The organism is Acinetobacter sp. S-1, from assembly GCF_059579785.1.
On sequence record NZ_CM184207.1, the window covers coordinates 3,532,311 to 3,553,620 of the forward strand.

The window sequence follows — 21,310 nt, forward strand, 5'->3', positions numbered from 1 at the left end:
CGTGCTTGATTCGTTGATGTTATTCATAAGGATCATGTGATGAACCAGTTAACGAATCTTTCTTCTGCTGAAATTTCAGCACAACATGAACAAGATGCAAAAGATTTAACTCGCATCTTACCCGCTTCTAAAAAAGTTTATATTGAAGGCTCTCGCCCTGACATTCAGGTTCCAATGCGGGAAATTTCTTTAACCGACACGCCTACCGGTCTTGGCGGTGAACATAATCCTCCTGTTATGGTATATGACACTTCAGGTGTTTATACCGACCCAAATGTTCAAATCGATTTAGACAAAGGTTTACCTTCAGTTCGCCAAAACTGGATTGAAGAGCGTAACGATACTAACGTACTTTCTGGCTTGACCTCAAAATTTGGTCAGGAACGTTTAAAAGACATTCGTACCGCTGATATTCGTTTTGCCCATATCCAAAATCCACGCCGTGCTAAAGCAGGCAAAAATGTCACTCAAATGCACTATGCCAAGCAAGGTATCATCACACCTGAAATGGAATATATTGCAATTCGTGAAAATCAACGCCAGCGTGAAGGTGTTGATATGCGTCAACATGCTGGTCAGAATTTTGGTGCAAAAAACTTAAAAGAAATTACACCTGAATTTGTTCGCCAAGAAGTTGCTGAAGGTCGTGCGATCATTCCTGCCAACATTAACCACCCAGAACTTGAGCCAATGATTATTGGTCGTAATTTCTTGGTTAAAATTAATGCCAATATTGGTAACTCAGCGCTTGGCTCTTCAATTGACGAAGAAGTTGCAAAAATGACTTGGGCAACCCGTTGGGGTGCCGACACCATTATGGACTTGTCTACAGGTAAAAATATCCATGAAACACGTGAATGGATTATCCGTAACTCACCTGTTCCAATCGGCACCGTGCCAATCTATCAAGCACTTGAAAAAGTTGATGGCGTTGCAGAGGACCTGACTTGGGAAATCTTCAAAGACACACTAATTGAACAAGCTGAACAAGGTGTTGACTACTTCACTATTCACGCAGGTGTATTACTTCGCTATGTGCCACTTACAGCAAACCGTTTAACAGGTATTGTGTCGCGTGGTGGTTCAATCATGGCGCAGTGGTGTCTAGCGCATCATGAAGAAAACTTCTTATACACTCATTTCGATGAAATCTGTGAAATCATGAAAGCTTATGACGTTTCATTTAGCTTAGGTGATGGCTTACGTCCGGGCTGTATCCAAGATGCAAATGACGAAGCACAGTTCAGCGAACTAAAAACATTAGGTGAACTGACTCACCGTGCATGGGAACATGATGTTCAAGTCATGATTGAAGGCCCTGGTCACGTACCAATGCACATGATTAAAGAAAACATGGACCTTCAGCTAGAAGTGTGTAAAGAAGCGCCATTCTATACACTTGGGCCATTAACAACAGATATCGCTCCGGGGTATGACCACATTACCTCTGCAATTGGTGCAGCCATGATTGGCTGGTACGGCACAGCAATGCTTTGCTATGTCACACCGAAAGAGCATTTGGGGCTACCAAACAAAAAAGATGTTAAAGACGGGATTATTACCTACAAGCTTGCAGCACATGCCGCCGATCTTGCGAAAGGACATCCAGGTGCACAGGTACGTGATAATGCCTTATCAAAAGCACGTTTTGAGTTCCGTTGGGATGATCAGTTCAACTTAAGTTTGGACCCTGATACAGCACGTAGTATGCACGATGAAACCTTACCAAAAGAGGCTCATAAATCTGCACACTTCTGCTCAATGTGTGGTCCAAAATTCTGTTCAATGAAAATCACTCAGAATGTACGCGACTATGCCAACAACCTCACCAATAACGATTCGGAGGTTGAAGAAGGCCTCAAAGCGATGAAAGAGGTTTATCAGGAGCAAGGTCAAAAACTGTATCATAAAGTGTAAATATTCAAAAAAAACACTTGCCTAGCCCTGATTCTCGGTTAGGATGAAATAAATAGATTTCGTCCTGACCGAATCATGAGTATTGTTGAACGTCCAAGTTATACATCTAAAGATGTCGAAGTAACATCACGTGAATCTCTATTCCGTGGTTTTATTCAAGTTGAAAAAGTCAGCCTTCGACATCGTCTATTTAATCAATCTGAATATACTCATGTATTGCAGCGTGAACTCGTTCATCGGCCTGAAGCAGCTGGCGTACTACTCTACAACGATCAAAAACAACAGTTTGCACTGATTGAACAGTTCCGTGTTGGGGCTTTAGATGACTCTCATTCCCCATGGCAGCTAGAAATAATTGCAGGTGTATTAGATGGTGATGAATCGCCAGAAAGTTGTATTCGACGAGAGAGCCTTGAAGAATCAGGTTGCGAAGTTCAAGATTTAGAGCGTCTATTTAGCTTTTACCCGTCAGCTGGTGCTTGCTCAGAGTTATTTCATCTCTATGTTGCTGAAACTGAATTACCCGCTGAAGGGGGTGTATTTGGCGTAGATGATGAGGGGGAAAATATTCAATTACACTTATTTAATTATAGTGAAATCCAGACTCTACTCGACAGCGGACGTTTAAGAAATGCTCCTGTCATTATGGCATTACAATGGCTGGCCCAACACAGCAAAACGATAATAAACCCGAAGAGGTAGGACGGTGACTTTTCAAGTCTCAACACTTTCACAAAAAGACCATGTCATTATACAAATTACCGATACCCACCTATTGGAGTATCCGCACTTAGAATTTGTGGGTATAAATCCTGAAGAAAGCTTTCATGCGATTATTCAACAGATACTTAATAAACATCCTGAAACTGATGCAATTATCCATACTGGGGACCTAGCTCAGGCACCAACGCCTATCACCTACAGACGTTATATTCAATATATGCAAACGCTTGGTCTGCCTTTTTTTCAGACCTTAGGTAATCATGACAATGTTGACCATTTTCCATTGCATAAAGAGAATCATCAGGAACCTGTGGTCATTTGCTTAGGGAACTGGCGAGTTATTTTATTAAATAGTGCGGTAAAAGGTCATATTGATGGACATCTATCAGCAGAACAGCTAGACAGCTTAACGAATTTACTCGAAGAGTATGCAGATAACCCGATTTTGTTGGCTTGTCATCACCATCCTTTTGCCATGAAGTCAAAATGGATTGATCATCACAAGTTACAAAATTCTAATGCTCTGCTTACTACATTGGCTCCCTTTAAAAATGTAAAAGCTTTAGTCTGCGGGCATGTTCATCAGGACTCAATAAACACTTGGCAAGGGATCGAATTTTTCTCTACACCCTCGACAAGTGTGCAGTTTAAACCCTTTAGTAATGATTTTGCACTCGATCAAAATGCTCCCGGCTATCGTTACATTCGTCTAAAAAACGATGGTAGTTTTGAAACCGAAGTCTTTCGTCTTGAAAATTTTCAAGGCCATATAAACACTGATATTTCAGGCTATTAGCCCTATTTCTTATATGCTTATATATAATTATGACTGGGGTAAACACGTTTTGAAAATATTTACGGGTCGGAATGACTATCATCTTGCAGGAAAAATCTATATGATGACGACCCGATGGGAAAATCCCATCGATGGTTTTCTATAAAAACACTTGCATATCACCATATTTTTTGCGTATAGATAATACGTGTATGATGAGGAATGCCCTATTATGGCGAATGACAACCACAACCAAGTTTTGGATGAACATACAGAAGTTGTAGTGGAAGGTGACAAAGCTTCTGCAAAACGTGCACGTAAAGTGAAACCTAAAACTTCTGACATAGGCACAACTGCAAGTTTATTTGGTATTGCACCTTATCAACCTAAGAAAAATGAAGAGTACATGTCTGAAGGACAGCTCGAGCATTTCCGACAAATTCTGCAAGCATGGAAAGCTGAATTAATGTCTGAAGTTGATCGTACTTTAAATACGATGCAAGACGAATCAACTGCACTGCCAGATGTAAACGACCGTGCTACCCAAGAAGAAGAATTTGCAATTGAATTACGTACACGTGACCGTGAACGTAAGTTAATTCGTAAAATCGAACAATCTATGGAAGCTATTAAGAATGAAGACTACGGTTTCTGTGAAACTTGTGGTATTGAAATCGGCTTACGTCGTTTAGAAGCACGTCCAACTGCAACGTTATGTATTGATTGCAAAACTTTGGCAGAAATCAAAGAGAAGCAAAATAACGGTTAATTGTGACTGTTGATAATTCTCCAGCCGAGCACAACTCGGCTGTTGTGCAGCAGTTAAATCGCCTGCCAGAAAAGCATAGCTTTTCTCTTGCGCAGCTGCGGAACAATGTTCCGCTTAATCGCTGCTCATACTCAGGTCGGTTTGCGCCATCGCCAACCGGCCCTTTGCATTTTGGATCACTCATTACTGCTGTTGCCAGCTATTGCGATGCAAAAGCCCATCAAGGCAAATGGCTGGTTCGTGTCGAAGATACAGATATCCCTCGTATTTATCCCGGCAGTGAAGAGCATATTCTCAAATCACTTGAAGCCTTCCAGTTCGAACCCGATGCAGAGATCATCTTTCAAAAAAATCGTTTAGACATTTATGAAAGCGTATTAGACCAGCTCAAAAAAGAAGGTCTTATCTATGCATGTCAATGTACCCGCAAAATGCTTGGTTCAAATGCAATCTATGCAGGTACTTGTCGCGATCTCAATCTTGATTTTCAAGGTCAAGCGATTCGGGTAAAAGTTCAAGATCAGCAGATCTGTTTTGATGACCGATTACAAGGACTTCATTGCTCCAATCTACAACACGATCTTGGAGATTTTGTTCTTAAGCGCCGTGATGGGATTATTAACTATCAACTTGCGGTCGTCGTAGATGATTATCTACAAGGTATTACCCATGTCGTTCGAGGCGCAGATTTATTAGACAACACTGAACGTCAGATCTGGCTAGGCCAGCTTCTAGGTTATCCTAAACTGAGCTATATGCACCTTCCCCTTGCAATGAATGACCAAGGGCAAAAGCTTTCTAAACAAAATCTAGCTCAAGCACTCGATTTATCAAAAGCGCCTGAATTACTTCAAAAAGCGATACTAGCCTTGGGACAACCCAACGTTGATTTAGATCAACCTAGACTGATGCTCAAACAGGCTGTAGCACAGTGGAATGTTGATTTGATTCCCCATGGGCAAGAGCTCAGCGGAACATATCTATAAATAATAAAAAAGCCCGATATCAAATCGGGCTTTTTAAACTTCTAAATACTCAATTAGAAGTTCGACTCTTCTCGTTCTGGGTTGACTTCTTGTGTTGAAGCATCAATCTTTAAGATTAAGCTAATCATCGCAGCACACATCATTAAAGACGTACCACCATAACTAATGAATGGCAAAGTCAAACCTTTCGTCGGCATTAAACCCATATTCATGCCCGCATTTACTAAAATCTGGAGCAAGAAAATAATACTAATGCCGTAAGCTAAATAGCCTGCACGAAGGTAATGATGTTTCAAAGCACGGTGACCAATTTTGATACAACATGCCAGCATCAAGAAAGACAAGCCAATAACAATAGAAATACCCACGAAACCAAACTCTTCACCTAGCACTGCCAACATAAAGTCAGTATGCGCTTCAGGTAAATAAGATAGTTTTTGTACGCTATGGCCTAAGCCTGTACCAAACCATTCACCACGACCAAAAGCCATTAATGCATTTGATAACTGATAACCCACACCCAACGGGTCTGCCCATGGGTCAGTAAATGAAATCAAACGTTGGAAACGGTAGGGTTCAAATAAGATCAAAAACACAATACCTGTGACAATCGCACCAAGCATGATTAAGAACTGAGTTGGCGGCGCGCCCGCTAAAAAGAATACCCCAACCATCATCATGACAATAACGACTGTTGCCCCTAAGTCAGGCTCAGCAATAATTAAACCGACCGTGATTGCCATTACCCCACTTAAACGCAATAAGCCTTTCCAATGAGTACGAACCTCTTTGGCACGGCGCACAACGTAGTCTGCGGTAAAGATTGCCATCATGACTTTGGCAACCTCGGTTGGCTGCAAGGTAAAGCCACCGATCTTAATCCAACGTGTAGAACCGTTGACTTCCGAACCTACCACCAAAGCAGCAAGCAACAGAACCATGGTTAATAACCACAGCGGGAAGGTATTTTTAAACCACGTATTCAGTGATATTCGATAGGTCAAATAAGCCACTACACCCGCAGCAACAATCGAAATACCATGACGAATCACATAGTGAAACGGGTTTTCATGCATATATTCAGCATAGGGCATCGAAGCGGACGCCACCATCACTGAACCGATACACAACAATGCAACGACACAGAAAATCAGGACATTACGTGGCGTCACTTCCGCTGGCCATTTAGGCAATATCCGTTCATACCAATGATTGATTTTCTGGATTGTGGTCTGAGCTAAGCCTGCCATACTACATTCCTAATCATGTTTTCTTTAAACCAACGAATTGACACAGGCAACAAACTGCTGACCACGGTCATTATAACTTTTAAACATATCAAAACTTGCACAGGCTGGTGATAACAACACCACATCTTCAGCTTGTGTTTCACGTTGACACAGCTCTACAGCTTCTTTGAGTGTTGCTGCATGTAAAATTTTGGTTGCGCCCTGAATTGCTTGTTCAATAACTGGAGCATCTTCACCAATCAATACCACAACTTTGGCATATTTTTCGATAGAAGAACGTAATGGACCAAAATCTTGACCTTTACCTTGCCCACCTAGAATCAAGGCAACCTTACCTTTTTTAACCTCAATTGCAGCACCTAAACCGTCAATTGCTGCAAGTGTAGCACCAACGTTAGTCCCTTTAGAGTCATTGTAATAACGCACATCATGTACAGTTCTCACATACTCACAGCGGTGCTCTAATCCTTTAAATTGTTTTAACGTTTCAAGCATAGATTCCATAGGCAAACCAATTGCTTCACCTAATGCCAAACAAGCTAAAGCATTGGCTACGTTGTGCATGCCTTGAATATATAAATCTGAGCTTTTAATTAAACGCTGCAAACCACGTGCAAGCCAAAGCGTGCCATCACCATCTCTTAAAACACCATATTGATTTAAATCTGGTGCATTTAAACCAAAGCTTTGCATTGGTGTGGTATCTGGAACAAGAGGACGACTTAAAGCGTCATCACGGTTAAATACTACTTTTTTAACGCCTTGGAAAATACGGTGTTTTGCTTGATGGTAACCCAACATATTGCCATGACGGTCTAAGTGGTCTTCACTCATATTAAGAACCACCGCAACTTCAGCATTTAAGTGAGACGTGGTTTCTAGCTGAAAACTTGATAGCTCAAGTACAATTAATTCAGGTTGATCTTTTAATAAATCTAGAGCTGGGCGTCCAAGATTGCCACCCACAGCAACTTTCTTACCTGCATCTTTAGCCATTAAGCCAATTAAAGTCGTTACTGTACTTTTAGCATTAGAACCAGTGATCGCCACAATAGGCACATCGGTTGCACGGCGTAATAATTGAATATCCCCTACTACCGAAATACCTTTAGCAATAGCTGCCTGAATTTCTGGTAATTGTGGTGCAAGACCTGGGCTTAAAATAATTTCTTCTGCTTGTAATAATAATTCTTGGTCAAGTTGACCGAAACTGGTTTTAACGCCAGCTGGGATCTGATCATGCCCTGGTGGCGTGGGACGAGAATCTGTTACTGCAACTTGGTAGCCTTGTTCATGCAGGAAATTTACAGCAGAAACGCCTGATATTCCCAAGCCTGCTACAACTTTTAACCCACCACGTTGTATTAACATTTTTGCCCCACAATTTATCAATCGACAGAATGGCAAAAATGTTAGCACTTTGCTGTTTTGAATGCTTTTTCAGTTTGAACTTTATTCATCTTTTTTTGTGTCAGTGCGTAAAAAAGCCATCAATATGATGGCTTTTTAAACGAAACAAGAAATACTAAATTTATTGCCATTTAATCGGCTTAATTTCTTGAACTGTATTGGTAGGTTTATCTTCGCTTGAACACCCACAACCGCCAGCACAACCAAAGGCCATTTTCGGTTTAAGCCATTTTGCCAAGGTTACCCAACCTTGCTTTTCGCAAAATGCAGAGAGTGAAGAAAAGACTGAATTTGCTGTTTTTGGAAATACTTTCTTAAAAACAACTACAGCACTCCAAATCACTAAAACCGCAATAATCAGATATTGAACCATATACAACCTCCTTTATTGCTTTAGCCCCAATAATGGGAAGCAATTTGATAGGTAACAAACGATGCAAAATAAGCTAAACCAAACAGATATGCAGTCATAGCTGCAACATGTTTCCATGAACCTGTTTCGCGACGTACCGTTGCCAGTGTTGCCAAACAATGTGGAGCATAAATGAACCACACTAAAAGTGATAAACCTGTTGCCAAAGACCAACCTGTTCCATCTGCACTAATCAGATGTGACAGACCTTGTGCCACAGCATCATCATCTGTTGCAGACAAGGCATAAACTGTACCTAATGCCGCGACAACCACTTCACGAGCAGCCATAGCTGGGATTAAAGCGATACAGATTTGCCAATTAAAACCAACTGGAGCAAATAAAGGTTGGATAAGATGTCCGAGCATACCTGCAAAACTATAATCTATGGCAGGTAATGTCGCCCCTTCTGGTGGCTGCGGGAAAGTACACAAGAACCAGAGCAAAATAGAGAGCGCAAAAATGATTCCACCGACGCGTTTCAAGAAGATCTTTGCACGATCCAATAAACCGATTCCCACACTTTTTAAATCAGGAAAACGATAACTTGGTAGCTCTAGCAGTAACGCATGTTGCGATTTATCTTTTTGCAAAAACTTCATTAAAAATGAAACGCAAAGCGCACTCACAATACCAGCCATATACAGACCAAAAAGCACTAAACCTTGTAGGTTAAAAATACCCCAGACCATTTTCTCTGGAATGAAGGCAGCAATCAGCAAGGCATAGACGGGTAAACGTGCCGAACAAGTCATTAAAGGCGCAACCATAATGGTCGTAAAACGATCACGAGGGTCACTAATACTACGCGTTGCCATAATTCCCGGTACTGCACAAGCAAAGCTCGAAAGTAAAGGAATAAAGGCACGGCCACTTAAACCAGCTTGGAACATTAATTTATCAAGCAAGAATGCTGCACGTGGTAAATAGCCCGATTCTTCTAATACCAAAATAAAGAAGAACAAGATCAAAATTTGTGGCAAGAACACAACTACGCCACCCGCACCTGCAATAATTCCGTCAACAACTAAACTATGCAGTAGTGGTTGGGTAATCACAGTTCCCACTACCTCACCAAGCCAACCGAAGAAGCCTTCAATACCATCCATGAATGGAGCTGCCCATGCAAACACTGCTTGGAACACAATAAACATCATGATGGCAAGGCTAAGTAGGCCTAAAACCGGATGTAAGAAAATTCGATCTAGAAAATCAGTACGCTTATCTCCCTGATCAACATAATGAACTACATCTTTAAAAATCATATCGATTTTTTGATGATGAGTTCCAGTTAAACCACTTAGTTCGGTTTGTGGCACACTGTATTTTTCTTGATCAAGGGCATGTAATAGATTTTCAATACCCGCATTACGGACGGCAACTGTTTCAACAACTGGCACGCCCAAACGTTGAGACAACTTTTGAGTATTAATTTGGATCCCACGACGACGCGCTTCATCCATCATATTCAGTACAAGTAAAATCGGACGACCTAACTCGATCATTTCGAGTACTAGTCCTAAATGCAATTTTAAGTTAGTGGCATCAACCACACACAAAAAGGCATCTTGCTGACCTTCTTCTGCAATTTTACCCAAACAAACATCACGGGTAATCACTTCATCGGGACTGGTTGCATTAAGACTATATGTACCCGGTAAATCGAGTACACGCACGGCTCGGCCTGAAGGCAACTGAAAATGACCAACCTTACGCTCGACCGTTACGCCTGCATAGTTTGCAACTTTTTGTCGAGTTCCAGTTAAATGGTTAAAAAGAGAGGTTTTACCACAGTTAGGGTTTCCCACAAGGGCAATACGTAACGCATCACTCATGCGGGTACTCCTTCTTCTACTTGAATTTCAATTTTTTCCGCTTCTGCTTTACGTAAAGCGAAACGAGTAAAGCCAATTTGGATTAAGATCGGATCACCACCAAAAATACCTTTGGTAATCACTTCCACTCGTGTGCCCGGTACAAAGCCCAGACTTTCCAAACGAATTGCGACCAAATCTTGCTGCTCGGACTCTAGTTCTATCCGATTCACTTTGGTGATGGTCGCCGCTTGCTTCACTTTTAAAGCTGATAAACGCACCGCATCCGATCCTAAACCTTTTTTAATAGTATACATATAAATGAGAATAATTACCAAATAAGGTTAAATTTCACTTCTTATTCAGTTTAATCGACAAACCTTAAAGTTTCTTTTACAGTACAGAGGTTTAGAGGATCTAGTGTATGTTGAATAAAAAACCGCGTATTCCAAGCCCTGTTCAAATTCCTGAACATTTGAGCTTTTTACAAGGTTTTCGTGACTATCTCGTTGCTCAGACGGTAAGTCCACATACACGTAATGCTTATTTATCCGACCTTATTCAATGTAGTGAACTTCATAAAAAATCAGCTCTTCCAGAGTGGACAAGTGATGATATCGCTGATGTTTTGATTGAGTTAACTAAAGCTGGAAAAAGCCCGCGCTCGATTGCCCGTTGCTTATCTGCCCTACGCCAGTTTTACAAATTTTTACGTGAACAGAAATTACGAAGCGATAATCCTGTAGCAACCCATCATTCTCCAAAAATTGGCAGAGCCTTACCCAAAGATCTATCTGAAGAAGATGTCGAAGCACTGATTCAGGCCCCCGATATTGATACGGCACTTGGTTTACGTGATCGGGCAATGTTTGAAGTTCTTTACGCATGTGGTTTACGTGTTTCAGAACTGCTGAACTTGCGCCTAGAACTTATTAACTTAAAACAAGGCTATTTAAGAATTACTGGTAAAGGCAATAAAGAGCGTTTGGTCCCGCTAGGGCAATTTGCTTGTGAATGGGTAGAACGCTACTTGCAGGATGCTCGGCCTCAACTCTATAAAAGCTCTACTGACTATCTCTTTTTAACTCAACACGGCGGAATTATGAGCCGTCAGAACTTCTGGTATGCCATTAAGCGTTACGCCTTACAAGCCAATATTCAAGCTGAACTCTCACCTCACACCTTACGTCACGCCTTTGCAACACACCTGCTCAATCACGGCGCCGATTTACGCGTAGTACAAATGTTATTGGGCCATAGTGACTTATCAACTACTCAAATTTACACACATGTAGCACAAGTAAGAATGCAACAATTGCATGAAAAACATCATCCTAGAGGTTAAAAAATTTAAAACTTATTATTTGAAACACACCCAACAATCAATTGATTTCGTTCACAAAGGTTAAGAAAGTTTTAACAATACACTCTAGATTTTTTGTTATGCTTAGCAGCTTCTGACTATAAATACTGATGAAATAAGGGTTATCTATGTCTTTTACCCGATCTCAACTTTTTCTTGCCTGTGCTTTGGCTTCTAGCCTGTTATTCAGTGCTTGTTCTAAAGAAAACAAACCACAAAAAGAAGATGCGCTCACTGCGACCGCACCTGCTACTGGGGAAGCTTCAACCATCATTGAACGCAATGCTAAACAGCGTTTAATTGAAACTTTGCAAAAACAATTTAAGAATGCAAACATCAACGCCAAAATTTTAGATATCAAGCCTACTGAAGTTCCTAACTTATATTGGGTAAATCTCGAAGGAATGACGTCGATTTATACAACCAGTGATGGTAAATACCTGATTCAAGGTGATGTCATCCGTTTAGGCGGTAAAGAACTTCATAATATTGGCGATAGCCTCCAAGCATCGGAAAATAAAAAGCACCTTGCAGCTTTAAAAAATGAAGATTTGATCGTCTATCCAGCTAAAGGTGGTAAGGCTAAACATGTGATTTATGTGTTTACCGATGCAAGTTGTCCTTATTGCCATAAACTACATGAGCATTTACCTGAAATTAATGAAAAAGGTATTGAGGTACGCTATATTGCTTGGCCACGCGGTGAACAATTTATGCCGACTATGGAAGCTGTATGGTGTAGTGCAGACCGTAAAGCTGCCTTTAACCAAGCAGTACAAGGTATTAATATCCCACCTGCTCAATGTAAAAACCCTGTGCGTGAACAATATCAACTTGGCTTAAACATGGGTGTAAATGGAACACCAGCTATTTACAATGTTGATGGCGAGTACTTAGGTGGATACCTAACACCAGATGAATTAATTAAACGTCTGGATAAATAACACCCTTTAAGCTGATGAATGATTAATCATCTATCTCTTTTAAAAAGCGTTGCTCTGATTGCAGCGCTTTGTTTTTTCAACAATTAATATTTAAACAATCTCTGTTTAAAGACTGATCTACTCTTCTTTTCCAAACATCGCACTCTAATTCATTGAACAAGCACTAAAAGCGCTAGAGTCTGGCGTTTTTTTTAGCTATGATCTAGCTTCAACTAAATGATTAAATGATGAATGGAGTGTGACGTGAAACCAGTTCGCCTGGCAATACTCGGTCTAGGAACCGTAGGTGGAGGAGCCCTTAAACTACTACAAGAAAATGCCGCTGAAATTAAACGTCGCACCGGTCGAGAAATTCAAATTACCCACGTTGGAACACGCCGCCCTCGTCCAGATCTTGAATTGGAAGGGATTAAACAAAGCGCCGATTTACTTGACATCGTTCGTCAACCAGACGTTGATGTAGTTGTAGAAGTTATGGGTGGGATCCACCCTGCTTACGAAGTTATCATGGAAGCAATCAAACACGGCAAACAAGTCGTGACTGCAAACAAAGCGTTACTCGCTGAACATGGCAATGAATTATTTAAAGCAGCAGAAGACAATGCTGTGCAAATTGCTTATGAAGCAGCAGTTGCTGGCGGTATTCCAATTATTAAAGTGATCCGTGAAGGTCTTGCTGCAAACCATATCGAATGGTTGGCTGGCATTATTAATGGTACAGGTAACTTTATTCTGACTGAAATGCGTGAGAAAGGTCGTGCATTTGACGATGTATTAAAAGAAGCTCAAGAACTCGGTTATGCAGAAGCAGACCCAACTTTTGACGTTGAAGGTATTGATGCTGCGCATAAACTTACTATTTTAGCGTCTTGTGCGTTTGGTATTCCTCTTCAATTTGATAAGGTTTATACCGAAGGTATCAGCAAAATCACTGCGCAAGATGTGAAATATGCCGAAGATCTTGGTTTCCGCATTAAACATCTTGGTATTGCACGTCGTGCTGAAAAAGGTATTGAGTTACGTGTTCACCCAACACTTATTCCGGATGAACAACTTATTGCGAATGTAAACGGCGTTAAAAATGCTGTTTTAGTTCAAGCTAATGCCGTAGGACCAACACTCTATTACGGCGCGGGTGCAGGCGCAGGTCCTACAGCTTCTGCAGTTGTTGCCGACGTTATTGATATTGTTCGTGACATCTCTTATACCGAAGATGGCGCAGGAACAATTCCTCAGTTGGCTTTTGAAGCATTAACAAATGTGCCAATTTTAAGCCGTGAAGAAATGACCACAGGTTATTACATCCGCTTAAATGCAGAAGACCAAACTGGCGTACTTGCAGATGTGACGACCATCTTAAGTCGCGCTGGAATTAGTATTGATGCGATCATGCAACAATCTCGTTTAAAAGACCTTATTCCAATCGTGATTCTGACCGATCCAATCGTTGAATCTAAAATGGATGATGCTCTTGCACAAATTCAAGCATTACCTGCAATTCGTGGCGAAATCGTAAGAATTCGTTTAGAATCGCTCGATAGTTAATCAGGTTGAGGGAAAGATTCCCTCTCCCGCTTCACCTCTAATTGGAACACCATCATGTCTAATGCCAATCGTTATACTGGTCTTGTAGATCGTTATCGTGACCGTTTGCCAGTTTCGGCAACTACTCGTGCTATCTCTTTGGGTGAAGGCAACACCCCACTCATTAAACTTGAGAATATTCCACGTATTATTGGCAAAGATGTTGAAATTTATGTGAAATACGAGGGTTTAAACCCAACTGGTTCATTTAAAGACCGTGGTATGACCATGGCTGTAACCAAAGCGGTTGAAGAAGGCTCTAAAGCGATTATCTGTGCATCTACTGGTAACACTTCTGCTGCTGCTGCTGCCTATGCTGCACGTGCAGGTATCAAAGCATTCGTTTTGATTCCAGAAGGCAAGATTGCGATGGGTAAAATGGCGCAAGCGATGATGTATGGTGCGATCACTATGCAAATTCGTGGTAACTTCGATGATGGTATGCGTCTTGTAAAAGAAGTCGCTGATCAAGCGCCTGTAACGATTGTAAACTCAATCAACCCTTACCGTTTGCAAGGTCAAAAGACTATTGCTTATGAAATCGTTGAAGCTTTAGGCCGTGCACCTGATTACCACTGCTTACCTGTAGGTAACGCAGGTAACATCACCGCTCACTGGATGGGTTATACCGAAGCTGTAGCAAACCAACCTGCTGATCAGTTTGAACAAGTGATTTATGATGCTGCTACTGATCAATTCACTGGTCCAAAACCAGAAGGTTTACCGACTATGGTGGGTTACCAAGCTTCTGGCGCAGCTCCATTCTTACGTGGCGCTCCAGTTGAAAGCCCTGAAACTGTTGCAACTGCAATCCGTATTGGTAATCCACAAAGCTGGAACCATGCAAAAGCTGTAGTACGTGACTCTAAAGGCTGGTTTGATGAACTTCAAGACAGCGAAATTTTAGAAGCTCAACGCTTACTTTCTATGTATGAAGGCGTATTTGTTGAGCCAGCGTCTGCTGCTTCTATCGGCGGTGCGATCCGTGATATTAAAGCGGGTAAAATTGCTGAAGGTTCTGTAATTGTATGTACAGTAACTGGTAATGGCTTGAAAGATCCTGATACCGCAATCAAACAATGTGCTGATGCAGTGATGTTGTCAATTGATGCAACAATGGACCAAGTAAAAGATTCGATTTTATCTAATATGTAAGATCTAATTTTTCAAAAACGGCTGTATTAAACAGCCGTTTTTTTATGGCTATAAAAAAGACATAAAAAAACGCTTCTATGAAGAAGCGTTTTTTAGAATATTGAACTTAAATACGTTTTGGTAAATTACTTAACCAACCCAATAAGTTAGTTGCATCATTATTACGTGCCTGTGTACTTGGTTCACCCAGTAATACAATGACTGCTGGACGTGAATTTACTGTCGTGTGCATCACAACACAGCGACCTGCTTCATTAATATATCCAGTTTTAGACAAGTTAATATTCCAACCACCATTGCGTACAAGAGCATTGGTATTGTTAGATTTCAACACGCGATAACCTAAGTTAAAATCATAAGTTGGTGTAGTTGAGAATTGACGAATCAAGCCATATTGAGAAGCTGTACTTACCAAAATTCCTAAGTCACGTGCTGAAGACACATTACGCGGATCTAAACCAGTTGACTCATAATAGTGAGTCGAACTCATACCCAAGGCACGAGCTTTAGCATTCATTGCAGCGACGAATGCAGGACGCCCACCCGGATAAGTACGCGCTAAAGCGGCTGCTGCTGGGTTTTCTGACTTCATTAGAGCGAACAGAAGAACTTCTGCACGGTTCATCTTGTCACCAACACGTAAGGTTGAACTTGAGTTTTTACCACCTGCACCAGCAAAATCAATTTGCTCAAGTGTAATTTCTTCTGACATGTTTAAACGGGCATCTGCCGTTACAACCGCTGTCATCACCTTTGTAATAGATGCAATTGGCACAGAAGCGTTAGTATTTTTACTGTAGAGCACTTCACCAGTTTGCGCGTCCATCACAAGTGCAGCTCGAGCACTTACACTCGGCTGGGCATTATAACCAGACGTATCACGGATTGGAGCAATCTTCGGTGCAGATGCTACAATTTTAGGTGCGCTACCACCACGCAAAGTTGTGGTTACCGATGTTGAACCTTGCGGAGTAGGTTCGTCATCTTCATCATTTAAAAATTGGCTAGCATCAGCTGAAGACCAATTTAAGCTTGCAGTACCACTATTCCCTGAGGACGGGTTATTGACGAGTTCTGCAAAGCTTGTTGAACTCAAACTAAGCAAAATAGACATGCTTAGCACATGCATTAAAGACTTTTTAGAATTTTTCACGGCACAATACTCGACTCAGGGTGATACACATTTGCGCTTACTATAATTATGCCTTACATTTGAGGTATAAGGTATAACGCTTTTACCGACACAATTGTGCACAACTATTCGCTCACTATATAAGAATAGGATTGCTAATTTTGTCATTCCATTGCAAGCTAATTTTGCTTTATGTAACAAAAAACTTGTTTTTTGAAAGAAAGGAGGTCTTCTTGATTACAGTTTTAGTTGTGGATGACCATGAACTTGTACGTACAGGCATCTGCCGTATGTTAGAAGATCATGCCGATGTAGAGGTCATTGGACAAGCCGAATCGGGTGAAGAAGCAATTGCTATTGTTCGTCAGAAACATCCTCAAGTTGTGCTACTTGATGTCAATATGCCTGGCATCGGCGGCGTAGAAACAACACGTCGTTTACTGCAAACCGCACCAGATACAAAAGTGATTGCAGTCAGTGGCTTAGCAGAAGAACCTTACCCTTCTCTTTTGCTTAAAGCAGGAGCTAAAGGTTACATCACCAAAGGTGCTCCAATTACCGAAATGGTTCGGGCGATTAATAAAGTGATGCAAGGCGGCAAATACTTTAGTGCCGATATTGCGGAGCAATTAGCAAGTTCTTATTTATCCGATACACAGCAATCACCTTTTGATTCTCTCTCTGAACGAGAAATGCAAGTTGCAATGATGGTTGTAAATTGTATTAGCGCTCAAGAAATTGCAGACAAACTTTTTGTAAGTGTTAAAACAGTGAATACTTACCGCTACCGTATTTTTGAAAAGCTAGCCATTGATAGTGATGTTAAACTGACTCATCTCGCGATTCGTTACGGTCTGATCAAGCCTTAATCAGACTTACATGCAATTTCCCGTAAACTCATCCTTGTCCCATACGATATTTCGTTTGGGCACGTGGTATGGTTTATATCGCCTTATTATTGCGGTTAGTCTGAATATTATTTTGGTTTTAACCGATGCTCAAATCGACAATAGTCTACAACAACCCACTTTATATTCTTACACACTACTCGGCTATTCGCTCTTAAGCCTTCTTCAACTTTTATGCTTTAAGTTTATTGCTACTCAGGCAACTAGGCAGCTCATTTTATTTTTTATAGTTGATATTATCTGTCTGAGTTTACTGACATTTTCAGTAGGCGAACCCAATCTTCAACTCAGCTTGCTCTATGTGATTGCCATATTTACTTCGGCCATTTTACTTAGCGCAAGAATGTCGTTGCTCATTACATTACTTGCAGTCATTGCCATTATTTATCAACGCTTCGTTGGCAGTTTATTTGACTACAATAATTTAAATACGATTGGTAATAGCGCCTTATTGGCCTTCTTGTTTTTTGTAGTACATGGAATCGGACAAATTGCGGTCCAACGCTTTAAATTACTTGAAGCGCTAACTTTCCATCAATCAATAGAACTCTATCAACTACAAAATATTAACCGCTATATTTTGGAACAAATTGAAGAGGGCTATTTAGTTCTAGATGAAAACTACGACATTGTTTTAAGTAACCCAGCCGCCTGCTCTCTTTTAGGAATTCCACCTCAATTTGCCAGTGAAAAATATCCCTTAGCAAAATGGCATGCTGACTTATTTGAAATTCTTAAGTTTGATAACCTAAAAGAAGGTGATCGATTTATTTTTGAGTCCCGACTGTCGGCTTATTCCATTAATATTAAAGTGCAACATCTTTTGGTGCCACAGCAAGCATTAACACTACTCATCTTACAAGATGCGCAGCAGATTAATCAGCAAGCTCAACAACTCAAACTTGCTGCTTTAGGACAACTCTCAGCAAGTATTGCCCATGAGATCCGTAACCCTCTTGCAGCCATTGTTCAAGCAAATGAATTGCTCAAAGATAGTGATTCAGAACAGCAAAACACTTTGCGCAATATGATTGGTAAGCAAACGAAACGCATTGATAGTATTGTTCAAGACACCTTAGGACTTGCCCGCAGTGAAAGAACATACCCCATCCAGATTAAACTAAACGACTTCATAAAAACGTTATTAGATGAAGATTTATCTGATATTAAACATGAGATCCAGCTTAAAATTTCCGATTCATCTTTAAAACTCTTATTCGATGAAAAGCAACTCAGACAAGTGCTAATTAACCTTGTTAGGAATGCTCTACGGCACAATGCTCCCGATTCGCCCTATGTTCTGATCAATATCCATTCACAAACAAATAAAATTTATATTGATGTGATCGATTACGGTGAAGGTGTTTCAAAACGTGATATATCTCAATTATTTAAACCATTTTTTAGTACCGAAATTAATGGAACTGGTTTAGGATTATATTTGTCTCATAGTTTTTGTGAGGCAAACCATGCAAAGCTCACTTATGTAGAGCAAAAACAAGGGGCATGCTTCAGAATAGAATGCCCAATAATATATTGATTTTTTATTAGGTTTTTGGGGAAATGGCAGAACAGCAACCACTCGTTTTGCTTGTAGACGATGAAGAAGATTTGTGCCTGTTAATGCAAATGACTCTTGCACGAATGGGGATTAAGACACATCTTGCTTATCGGGTTGAACAGGCCAAACAGCTCTTTACTCAGTTTCATTACGATGCATGCTTGACCGATTTAAATCTACCTGACGGTAGTGGCTTAGAATTGGTTCAACATGTTTCTCAAACTTACCCACACACACCCATTGCAGTCTTAACTGCATACGGCAATATGGATATTGCAATTGCAGCATTAAAAGCGGGAGCTTTTGATTTTGTCAGCAAACCGATTAACCAAATTCATTTAGATCAGTTGTTAAAAAAAGCGCTTAACCAGCCAAAACCAGAGCATGAGTTTGGTGAAATAACTCTAGAGAATGACTTATTAATTGGGCGTTCACCACCTATACAAAACTTGCGGACAGCTATTAAAAAAATAGCCCGCTCCCAAGCTCCTGTATTTGTTACAGGTGAGTCTGGTACGGGCAAAGAAGTTGTTGCGAATCTTATTCACCGCTTAAGCAACCGCAGTGAAGGACCATTTATTGCAATTAACTGTGGAGCAATCCCGACTGAACTCATGGAAAGTGAACTTTTCGGGCATAAAAAAGGGAGCTTTACTGGAGCGACTCAAGACAAACAAGGTCTGATTTTATCAGCTCATGGAGGCAGTTTATTTTTAGATGAAATTGCCGAATTGCCTTTAAGTATGCAAGTTAAATTGCTTCGCGCAGTACAAGAGAAAAAGATTCGCCCAGTAGGTTCAGATCAGGAAATTGATGTCGATTTTCGAGTAATCAGTGCGAGTCACCAAGACTTAGATTTATTAGTCCAACAAGGTAAATTCCGTCAGGACTTATTTTTCCGTATTCATGTTATGGATATTATGTTGCCGCCACTACGTGACCGTGGTGGAGATATTTTGCTATTGGCCAATCATTTTATTCAAAAGGTTTGTACGGAATGGGGAATTTCAAGCAAGCAATTAACGGCGAGCGCTGAAACTTACTTATTGCAGCAAGACTTTCCGGGTAATGTTCGTGAATTAAGAAATATGATTGAACGAGCTATTACTTTAAGTGATGATGAGTCCATTGATTTAACACACTTAGCACCTCCTCTTAGAGGCAGTAGTGTGAGCCCGCAAATCGTAACGAAACAACTAAATCAAACACCGACTGTTCAGACTCACCCAAAATTTCCAATGGAAGGTTTAGAACGCTACTTAGAAAATATCGAAAAAGATATTTTACTGAATGCTCTGAACATGACGCATTGGAATCGAACTTTAGCGGCTAAAAAGTTAGGAATGACATTCCGTTCTTTACGCTATCGATTAAAAAAGTTTGGCTTAGATACTGAAATGGGAGAGGAAGTATAAAAGTTACTTCCTCTTTAGAAATAAATCTGCAACGCGCTCTAAATATACGTCTTCTTTCATTTCTGCAGGTAATGGATAGGTCTGGTTAGGCTGAATACCCTGTCCTTCAATCATATTGCCATTGGGTGTGTAGTAGTGAGAGACTGTCATTTGTAGAGCTGCTCCACTCGGTAAAGGAAATAGCTTTTGCACTACACCTTTTCCATAACTTTTTTCACCCATCACCCAAGCACGCTGGTGTTCTTTCATGGCCGCAGTAAAAACTTCTGCTGCCGATGCAGAGCGGTGATTAATTAATATACCCAGTTTTATATTCTGAAATTCATTACCGGGCAAAGCCTGAAATTGCTGGTTACCTTCCGAACGACTTTTGGTCGAAACAATAATTCCATTATTTAAAAATAAATCTGCTGACTCAACTGCTGCCGATAACAACCCACCCGGATTGTTTCGCAAATCGATTAAAACAGCCTTTAAACGTGGGGAGCTATTTTCTTCAATTAATCTTTTAATTTCATTAGCAGTGTCTTGTTGGAATACTCTAATTTTGAGTACGAGCACCTGATTATGTAGCATTACAGGTTCTATATCGGTTTCTATTTTTTTATTACGAACTAAGTTGATATTTCCGTTTAGCTCTTCTGCTTGTACTTGAAGTGTACTTCCAATAGAACCGTAAAGCAGGCCAAGTACCTGATCTTGGTTTAAATTTTTTAAATCTTGGTTATCAATTTTAAGAATCGTCTGACCATTTCTCAAACCTAATTTATAGGAATCAGAACCGGTTTTAAGATCACGAATCATCCATTTATGAGCATGTGATTCAGGGCTTAATGCAAAATCAACTGATGCAAGATCACCCTCTGTGTATTGAATCAGTTGGCGGTATTCTTCTGCCGATAAATAACGCGAATAACGATCTAACCCACTCACTAACCCTTTTATGGCTTGTTGAAACAAGGCATCGTCAGATTTCACATCAACGTAGTTATCTCGAACAATTCCATAGATTTGCACAAACTGTTGAATCGACTCGATCGGCACCTCTGCATAGCTATGTTCCGGTTCTTCCGAATCCGAATGCAAAGGTGACATTTTTTCTTTTACAACTGGCGCTGCAAAGGTAAATTGGCTGCAACACAGCAACATACTTACAATAAGTTTTTTATATTTAATGTGTTGCAGCATCCAA

Annotated in this window: 19 protein-coding genes; 12 read left to right on the forward strand and 7 right to left on the reverse strand. The window is 40.6% G+C overall.

Annotation, left to right across the window (positions count from 1 at the left end; all coding sequences use genetic code 11):
• Nucleotides 1–39 precede the first annotated feature (39 nt).
• The 5 genes from thiC (at nucleotide 40) to gluQRS (ending at nucleotide 5,170) form a co-directional block, all read left to right on the forward strand.
• Complete coding sequence (thiC, locus tag AC52J8_RS16935) at nucleotides 40–1,917, forward strand: phosphomethylpyrimidine synthase ThiC (RefSeq protein ID WP_057070658.1); 1,878 nt, start codon at nucleotides 40–42, stop codon at nucleotides 1,915–1,917.
• Between the two features lie 75 nt (nucleotides 1,918–1,992).
• Nucleotides 1,993–2,619 (forward strand): NUDIX domain-containing protein, encoded by a 627-nt coding sequence (locus tag AC52J8_RS16940; RefSeq protein ID WP_025466611.1) that lies wholly within the window; start codon nucleotides 1,993–1,995, stop codon nucleotides 2,617–2,619.
• 4 nt (nucleotides 2,620–2,623) lie between these two features.
• Nucleotides 2,624–3,436 (forward strand): 3',5'-cyclic-AMP phosphodiesterase, encoded by an 813-nt coding sequence (gene cpdA / locus AC52J8_RS16945; protein WP_086398697.1) that lies wholly within the window; start codon nucleotides 2,624–2,626, stop codon nucleotides 3,434–3,436.
• 211 nt (nucleotides 3,437–3,647) lie between these two features.
• Complete coding sequence (gene dksA / locus AC52J8_RS16950; RefSeq protein WP_002121205.1) at nucleotides 3,648–4,184, forward strand: RNA polymerase-binding protein DksA; 537 nt, start codon at nucleotides 3,648–3,650, stop codon at nucleotides 4,182–4,184.
• 2 nt (nucleotides 4,185–4,186) lie between these two features.
• Complete coding sequence (gene gluQRS, locus AC52J8_RS16955) at nucleotides 4,187–5,170, forward strand: tRNA glutamyl-Q(34) synthetase GluQRS (protein ID WP_086398698.1); 984 nt, start codon at nucleotides 4,187–4,189, stop codon at nucleotides 5,168–5,170.
• Nucleotides 5,171–5,223: 53 nt separating this feature from the next.
• Here gluQRS and ftsW read toward each other — a convergent pair whose 3' ends face one another.
• The 5 genes from ftsW to AC52J8_RS16980 all read right to left on the reverse strand — a co-directional run bounded on the left by ftsW (nucleotide 5,224) and on the right by AC52J8_RS16980 (nucleotide 10,337).
• On the reverse strand, nucleotides 5,224–6,420 hold the full coding sequence (gene ftsW, locus AC52J8_RS16960; protein WP_005079447.1) for a putative lipid II flippase FtsW: 1,197 nt from the start codon (nucleotides 6,418–6,420) through the stop codon (nucleotides 5,224–5,226).
• 24 nt (nucleotides 6,421–6,444) lie between these two features.
• Nucleotides 6,445–7,791 carry a UDP-N-acetylmuramoyl-L-alanine--D-glutamate ligase gene (gene murD / locus AC52J8_RS16965; protein WP_086398699.1) on the reverse strand — a complete coding sequence of 449 codons (1,347 nt, stop codon included), beginning with the start codon at nucleotides 7,789–7,791 and terminating at the stop codon, nucleotides 6,445–6,447.
• Between the two features lie 160 nt (nucleotides 7,792–7,951).
• Nucleotides 7,952–8,203 (reverse strand): DUF6587 family protein, encoded by a 252-nt coding sequence (locus AC52J8_RS16970; RefSeq protein ID WP_032005839.1) that lies wholly within the window; start codon nucleotides 8,201–8,203, stop codon nucleotides 7,952–7,954.
• Between the two features lie 20 nt (nucleotides 8,204–8,223).
• Nucleotides 8,224–10,077, reverse strand: coding sequence for a ferrous iron transporter B (feoB, locus tag AC52J8_RS16975; protein WP_005079453.1), 1,854 nt, complete (start codon nucleotides 10,075–10,077; stop codon nucleotides 8,224–8,226).
• The gene (locus tag AC52J8_RS16980; protein ID WP_002121198.1) at nucleotides 10,074–10,337 is read right to left on the reverse strand and encodes a FeoA family protein; all 264 of its coding nucleotides are present in this window, start codon (nucleotides 10,335–10,337) and stop codon (nucleotides 10,074–10,076) included. The genes feoB and AC52J8_RS16980 overlap by 4 nt, the downstream gene beginning before the upstream one ends.
• A 143-nt stretch (nucleotides 10,338–10,480) precedes the next feature.
• On the opposite strand from AC52J8_RS16980, the gene xerD reads away from it, so the two are divergent.
• The 4 genes from xerD to thrC all read left to right on the forward strand — a co-directional run bounded on the left by xerD (nucleotide 10,481) and on the right by thrC (nucleotide 15,102).
• Nucleotides 10,481–11,401, forward strand: coding sequence for a site-specific tyrosine recombinase XerD (gene xerD, locus AC52J8_RS16985; RefSeq protein ID WP_017385870.1), 921 nt, complete (start codon nucleotides 10,481–10,483; stop codon nucleotides 11,399–11,401).
• 146 nt (nucleotides 11,402–11,547) lie between these two features.
• Nucleotides 11,548–12,363 carry a DsbC family protein gene (locus AC52J8_RS16990; protein ID WP_068564739.1) on the forward strand — a complete coding sequence of 272 codons (816 nt, stop codon included), beginning with the start codon at nucleotides 11,548–11,550 and terminating at the stop codon, nucleotides 12,361–12,363.
• Nucleotides 12,364–12,606: 243 nt separating this feature from the next.
• Entirely contained in the window at nucleotides 12,607–13,908 is a 1,302-nt protein-coding gene (locus tag AC52J8_RS16995; RefSeq protein WP_002121263.1) for a homoserine dehydrogenase, read from the forward strand.
• A 54-nt stretch (nucleotides 13,909–13,962) separates the two neighbouring features.
• Complete coding sequence (gene thrC / locus AC52J8_RS17000; RefSeq protein WP_002048893.1) at nucleotides 13,963–15,102, forward strand: threonine synthase; 1,140 nt, start codon at nucleotides 13,963–13,965, stop codon at nucleotides 15,100–15,102.
• Nucleotides 15,103–15,208: 106 nt separating this feature from the next.
• Here the strand turns inward: thrC and pbpG are convergent, their stop codons facing one another.
• Nucleotides 15,209–16,255, reverse strand: a complete 1,047-nt coding sequence (gene pbpG / locus AC52J8_RS17005) for a D-alanyl-D-alanine endopeptidase PBP7/8 (RefSeq protein WP_005065720.1) — start codon at nucleotides 16,253–16,255, stop codon at nucleotides 15,209–15,211.
• A gap of 212 nt (nucleotides 16,256–16,467) precedes the next feature.
• On the opposite strand from pbpG, the gene gacA reads away from it, so the two are divergent.
• The 3 genes from gacA to AC52J8_RS17020 are packed head-to-tail and all read left to right on the forward strand — an operon-like array spanning nucleotide 16,468 to nucleotide 20,118.
• Nucleotides 16,468–17,103, forward strand: a complete 636-nt coding sequence (gene gacA / locus AC52J8_RS17010; RefSeq protein WP_002121174.1) for a response regulator transcription factor GacA — start codon at nucleotides 16,468–16,470, stop codon at nucleotides 17,101–17,103.
• Nucleotides 17,104–17,113: 10 nt separating this feature from the next.
• Complete coding sequence (locus tag AC52J8_RS17015) at nucleotides 17,114–18,682, forward strand: sensor histidine kinase (protein WP_198912078.1); 1,569 nt, start codon at nucleotides 17,114–17,116, stop codon at nucleotides 18,680–18,682.
• A 23-nt stretch (nucleotides 18,683–18,705) separates the two neighbouring features.
• The gene (locus tag AC52J8_RS17020) at nucleotides 18,706–20,118 is read left to right on the forward strand and encodes a sigma-54-dependent transcriptional regulator (RefSeq protein ID WP_086398701.1); all 1,413 of its coding nucleotides are present in this window, start codon (nucleotides 18,706–18,708) and stop codon (nucleotides 20,116–20,118) included.
• Between the two features lie 3 nt (nucleotides 20,119–20,121).
• Here the strand turns inward: AC52J8_RS17020 and AC52J8_RS17025 are convergent, their stop codons facing one another.
• Nucleotides 20,122–21,306 carry a S41 family peptidase gene (locus AC52J8_RS17025; protein WP_002121269.1) on the reverse strand — a complete coding sequence of 395 codons (1,185 nt, stop codon included), beginning with the start codon at nucleotides 21,304–21,306 and terminating at the stop codon, nucleotides 20,122–20,124.
• Nucleotides 21,307–21,310 lie beyond the last annotated feature (4 nt).

Excerpts from the sequence above, each read along its gene's own strand:
- feoB (WP_005079453.1), bottom strand. The coding sequence starts at position 10,077 with ATGAGTGATGCGTTACGTATTGCCCTTGTGGGAAACCCTAACTGTGGT.
- dksA (WP_002121205.1), top strand. The coding sequence starts at position 3,648 with ATGGCGAATGACAACCACAACCAAGTTTTGGATGAACATACAGAAGTT.
- xerD (WP_017385870.1), top strand. The coding sequence starts at position 10,481 with ATGTTGAATAAAAAACCGCGTATTCCAAGCCCTGTTCAAATTCCTGAA.
- AC52J8_RS16970 (WP_032005839.1), bottom strand. The coding sequence starts at position 8,203 with ATGGTTCAATATCTGATTATTGCGGTTTTAGTGATTTGGAGTGCTGTA.
- AC52J8_RS17015 (WP_198912078.1), top strand. The coding sequence starts at position 17,114 with ATGCAATTTCCCGTAAACTCATCCTTGTCCCATACGATATTTCGTTTG.
- AC52J8_RS16940 (WP_025466611.1), top strand. The coding sequence starts at position 1,993 with ATGAGTATTGTTGAACGTCCAAGTTATACATCTAAAGATGTCGAAGTA.
- thiC (WP_057070658.1), top strand. The coding sequence starts at position 40 with ATGAACCAGTTAACGAATCTTTCTTCTGCTGAAATTTCAGCACAACAT.
- thrC (WP_002048893.1), top strand. The coding sequence starts at position 13,963 with ATGTCTAATGCCAATCGTTATACTGGTCTTGTAGATCGTTATCGTGAC.
- AC52J8_RS16990 (WP_068564739.1), top strand. The coding sequence starts at position 11,548 with ATGTCTTTTACCCGATCTCAACTTTTTCTTGCCTGTGCTTTGGCTTCT.
- ftsW (WP_005079447.1), bottom strand. The coding sequence starts at position 6,420 with ATGGCAGGCTTAGCTCAGACCACAATCCAGAAAATCAATCATTGGTAT.
- murD (WP_086398699.1), bottom strand. The coding sequence starts at position 7,791 with ATGTTAATACAACGTGGTGGGTTAAAAGTTGTAGCAGGCTTGGGAATA.
- AC52J8_RS17025 (WP_002121269.1), bottom strand. The coding sequence starts at position 21,306 with ATGCTGCAACACATTAAATATAAAAAACTTATTGTAAGTATGTTGCTG.
- AC52J8_RS17020 (WP_086398701.1), top strand. The coding sequence starts at position 18,706 with ATGGCAGAACAGCAACCACTCGTTTTGCTTGTAGACGATGAAGAAGAT.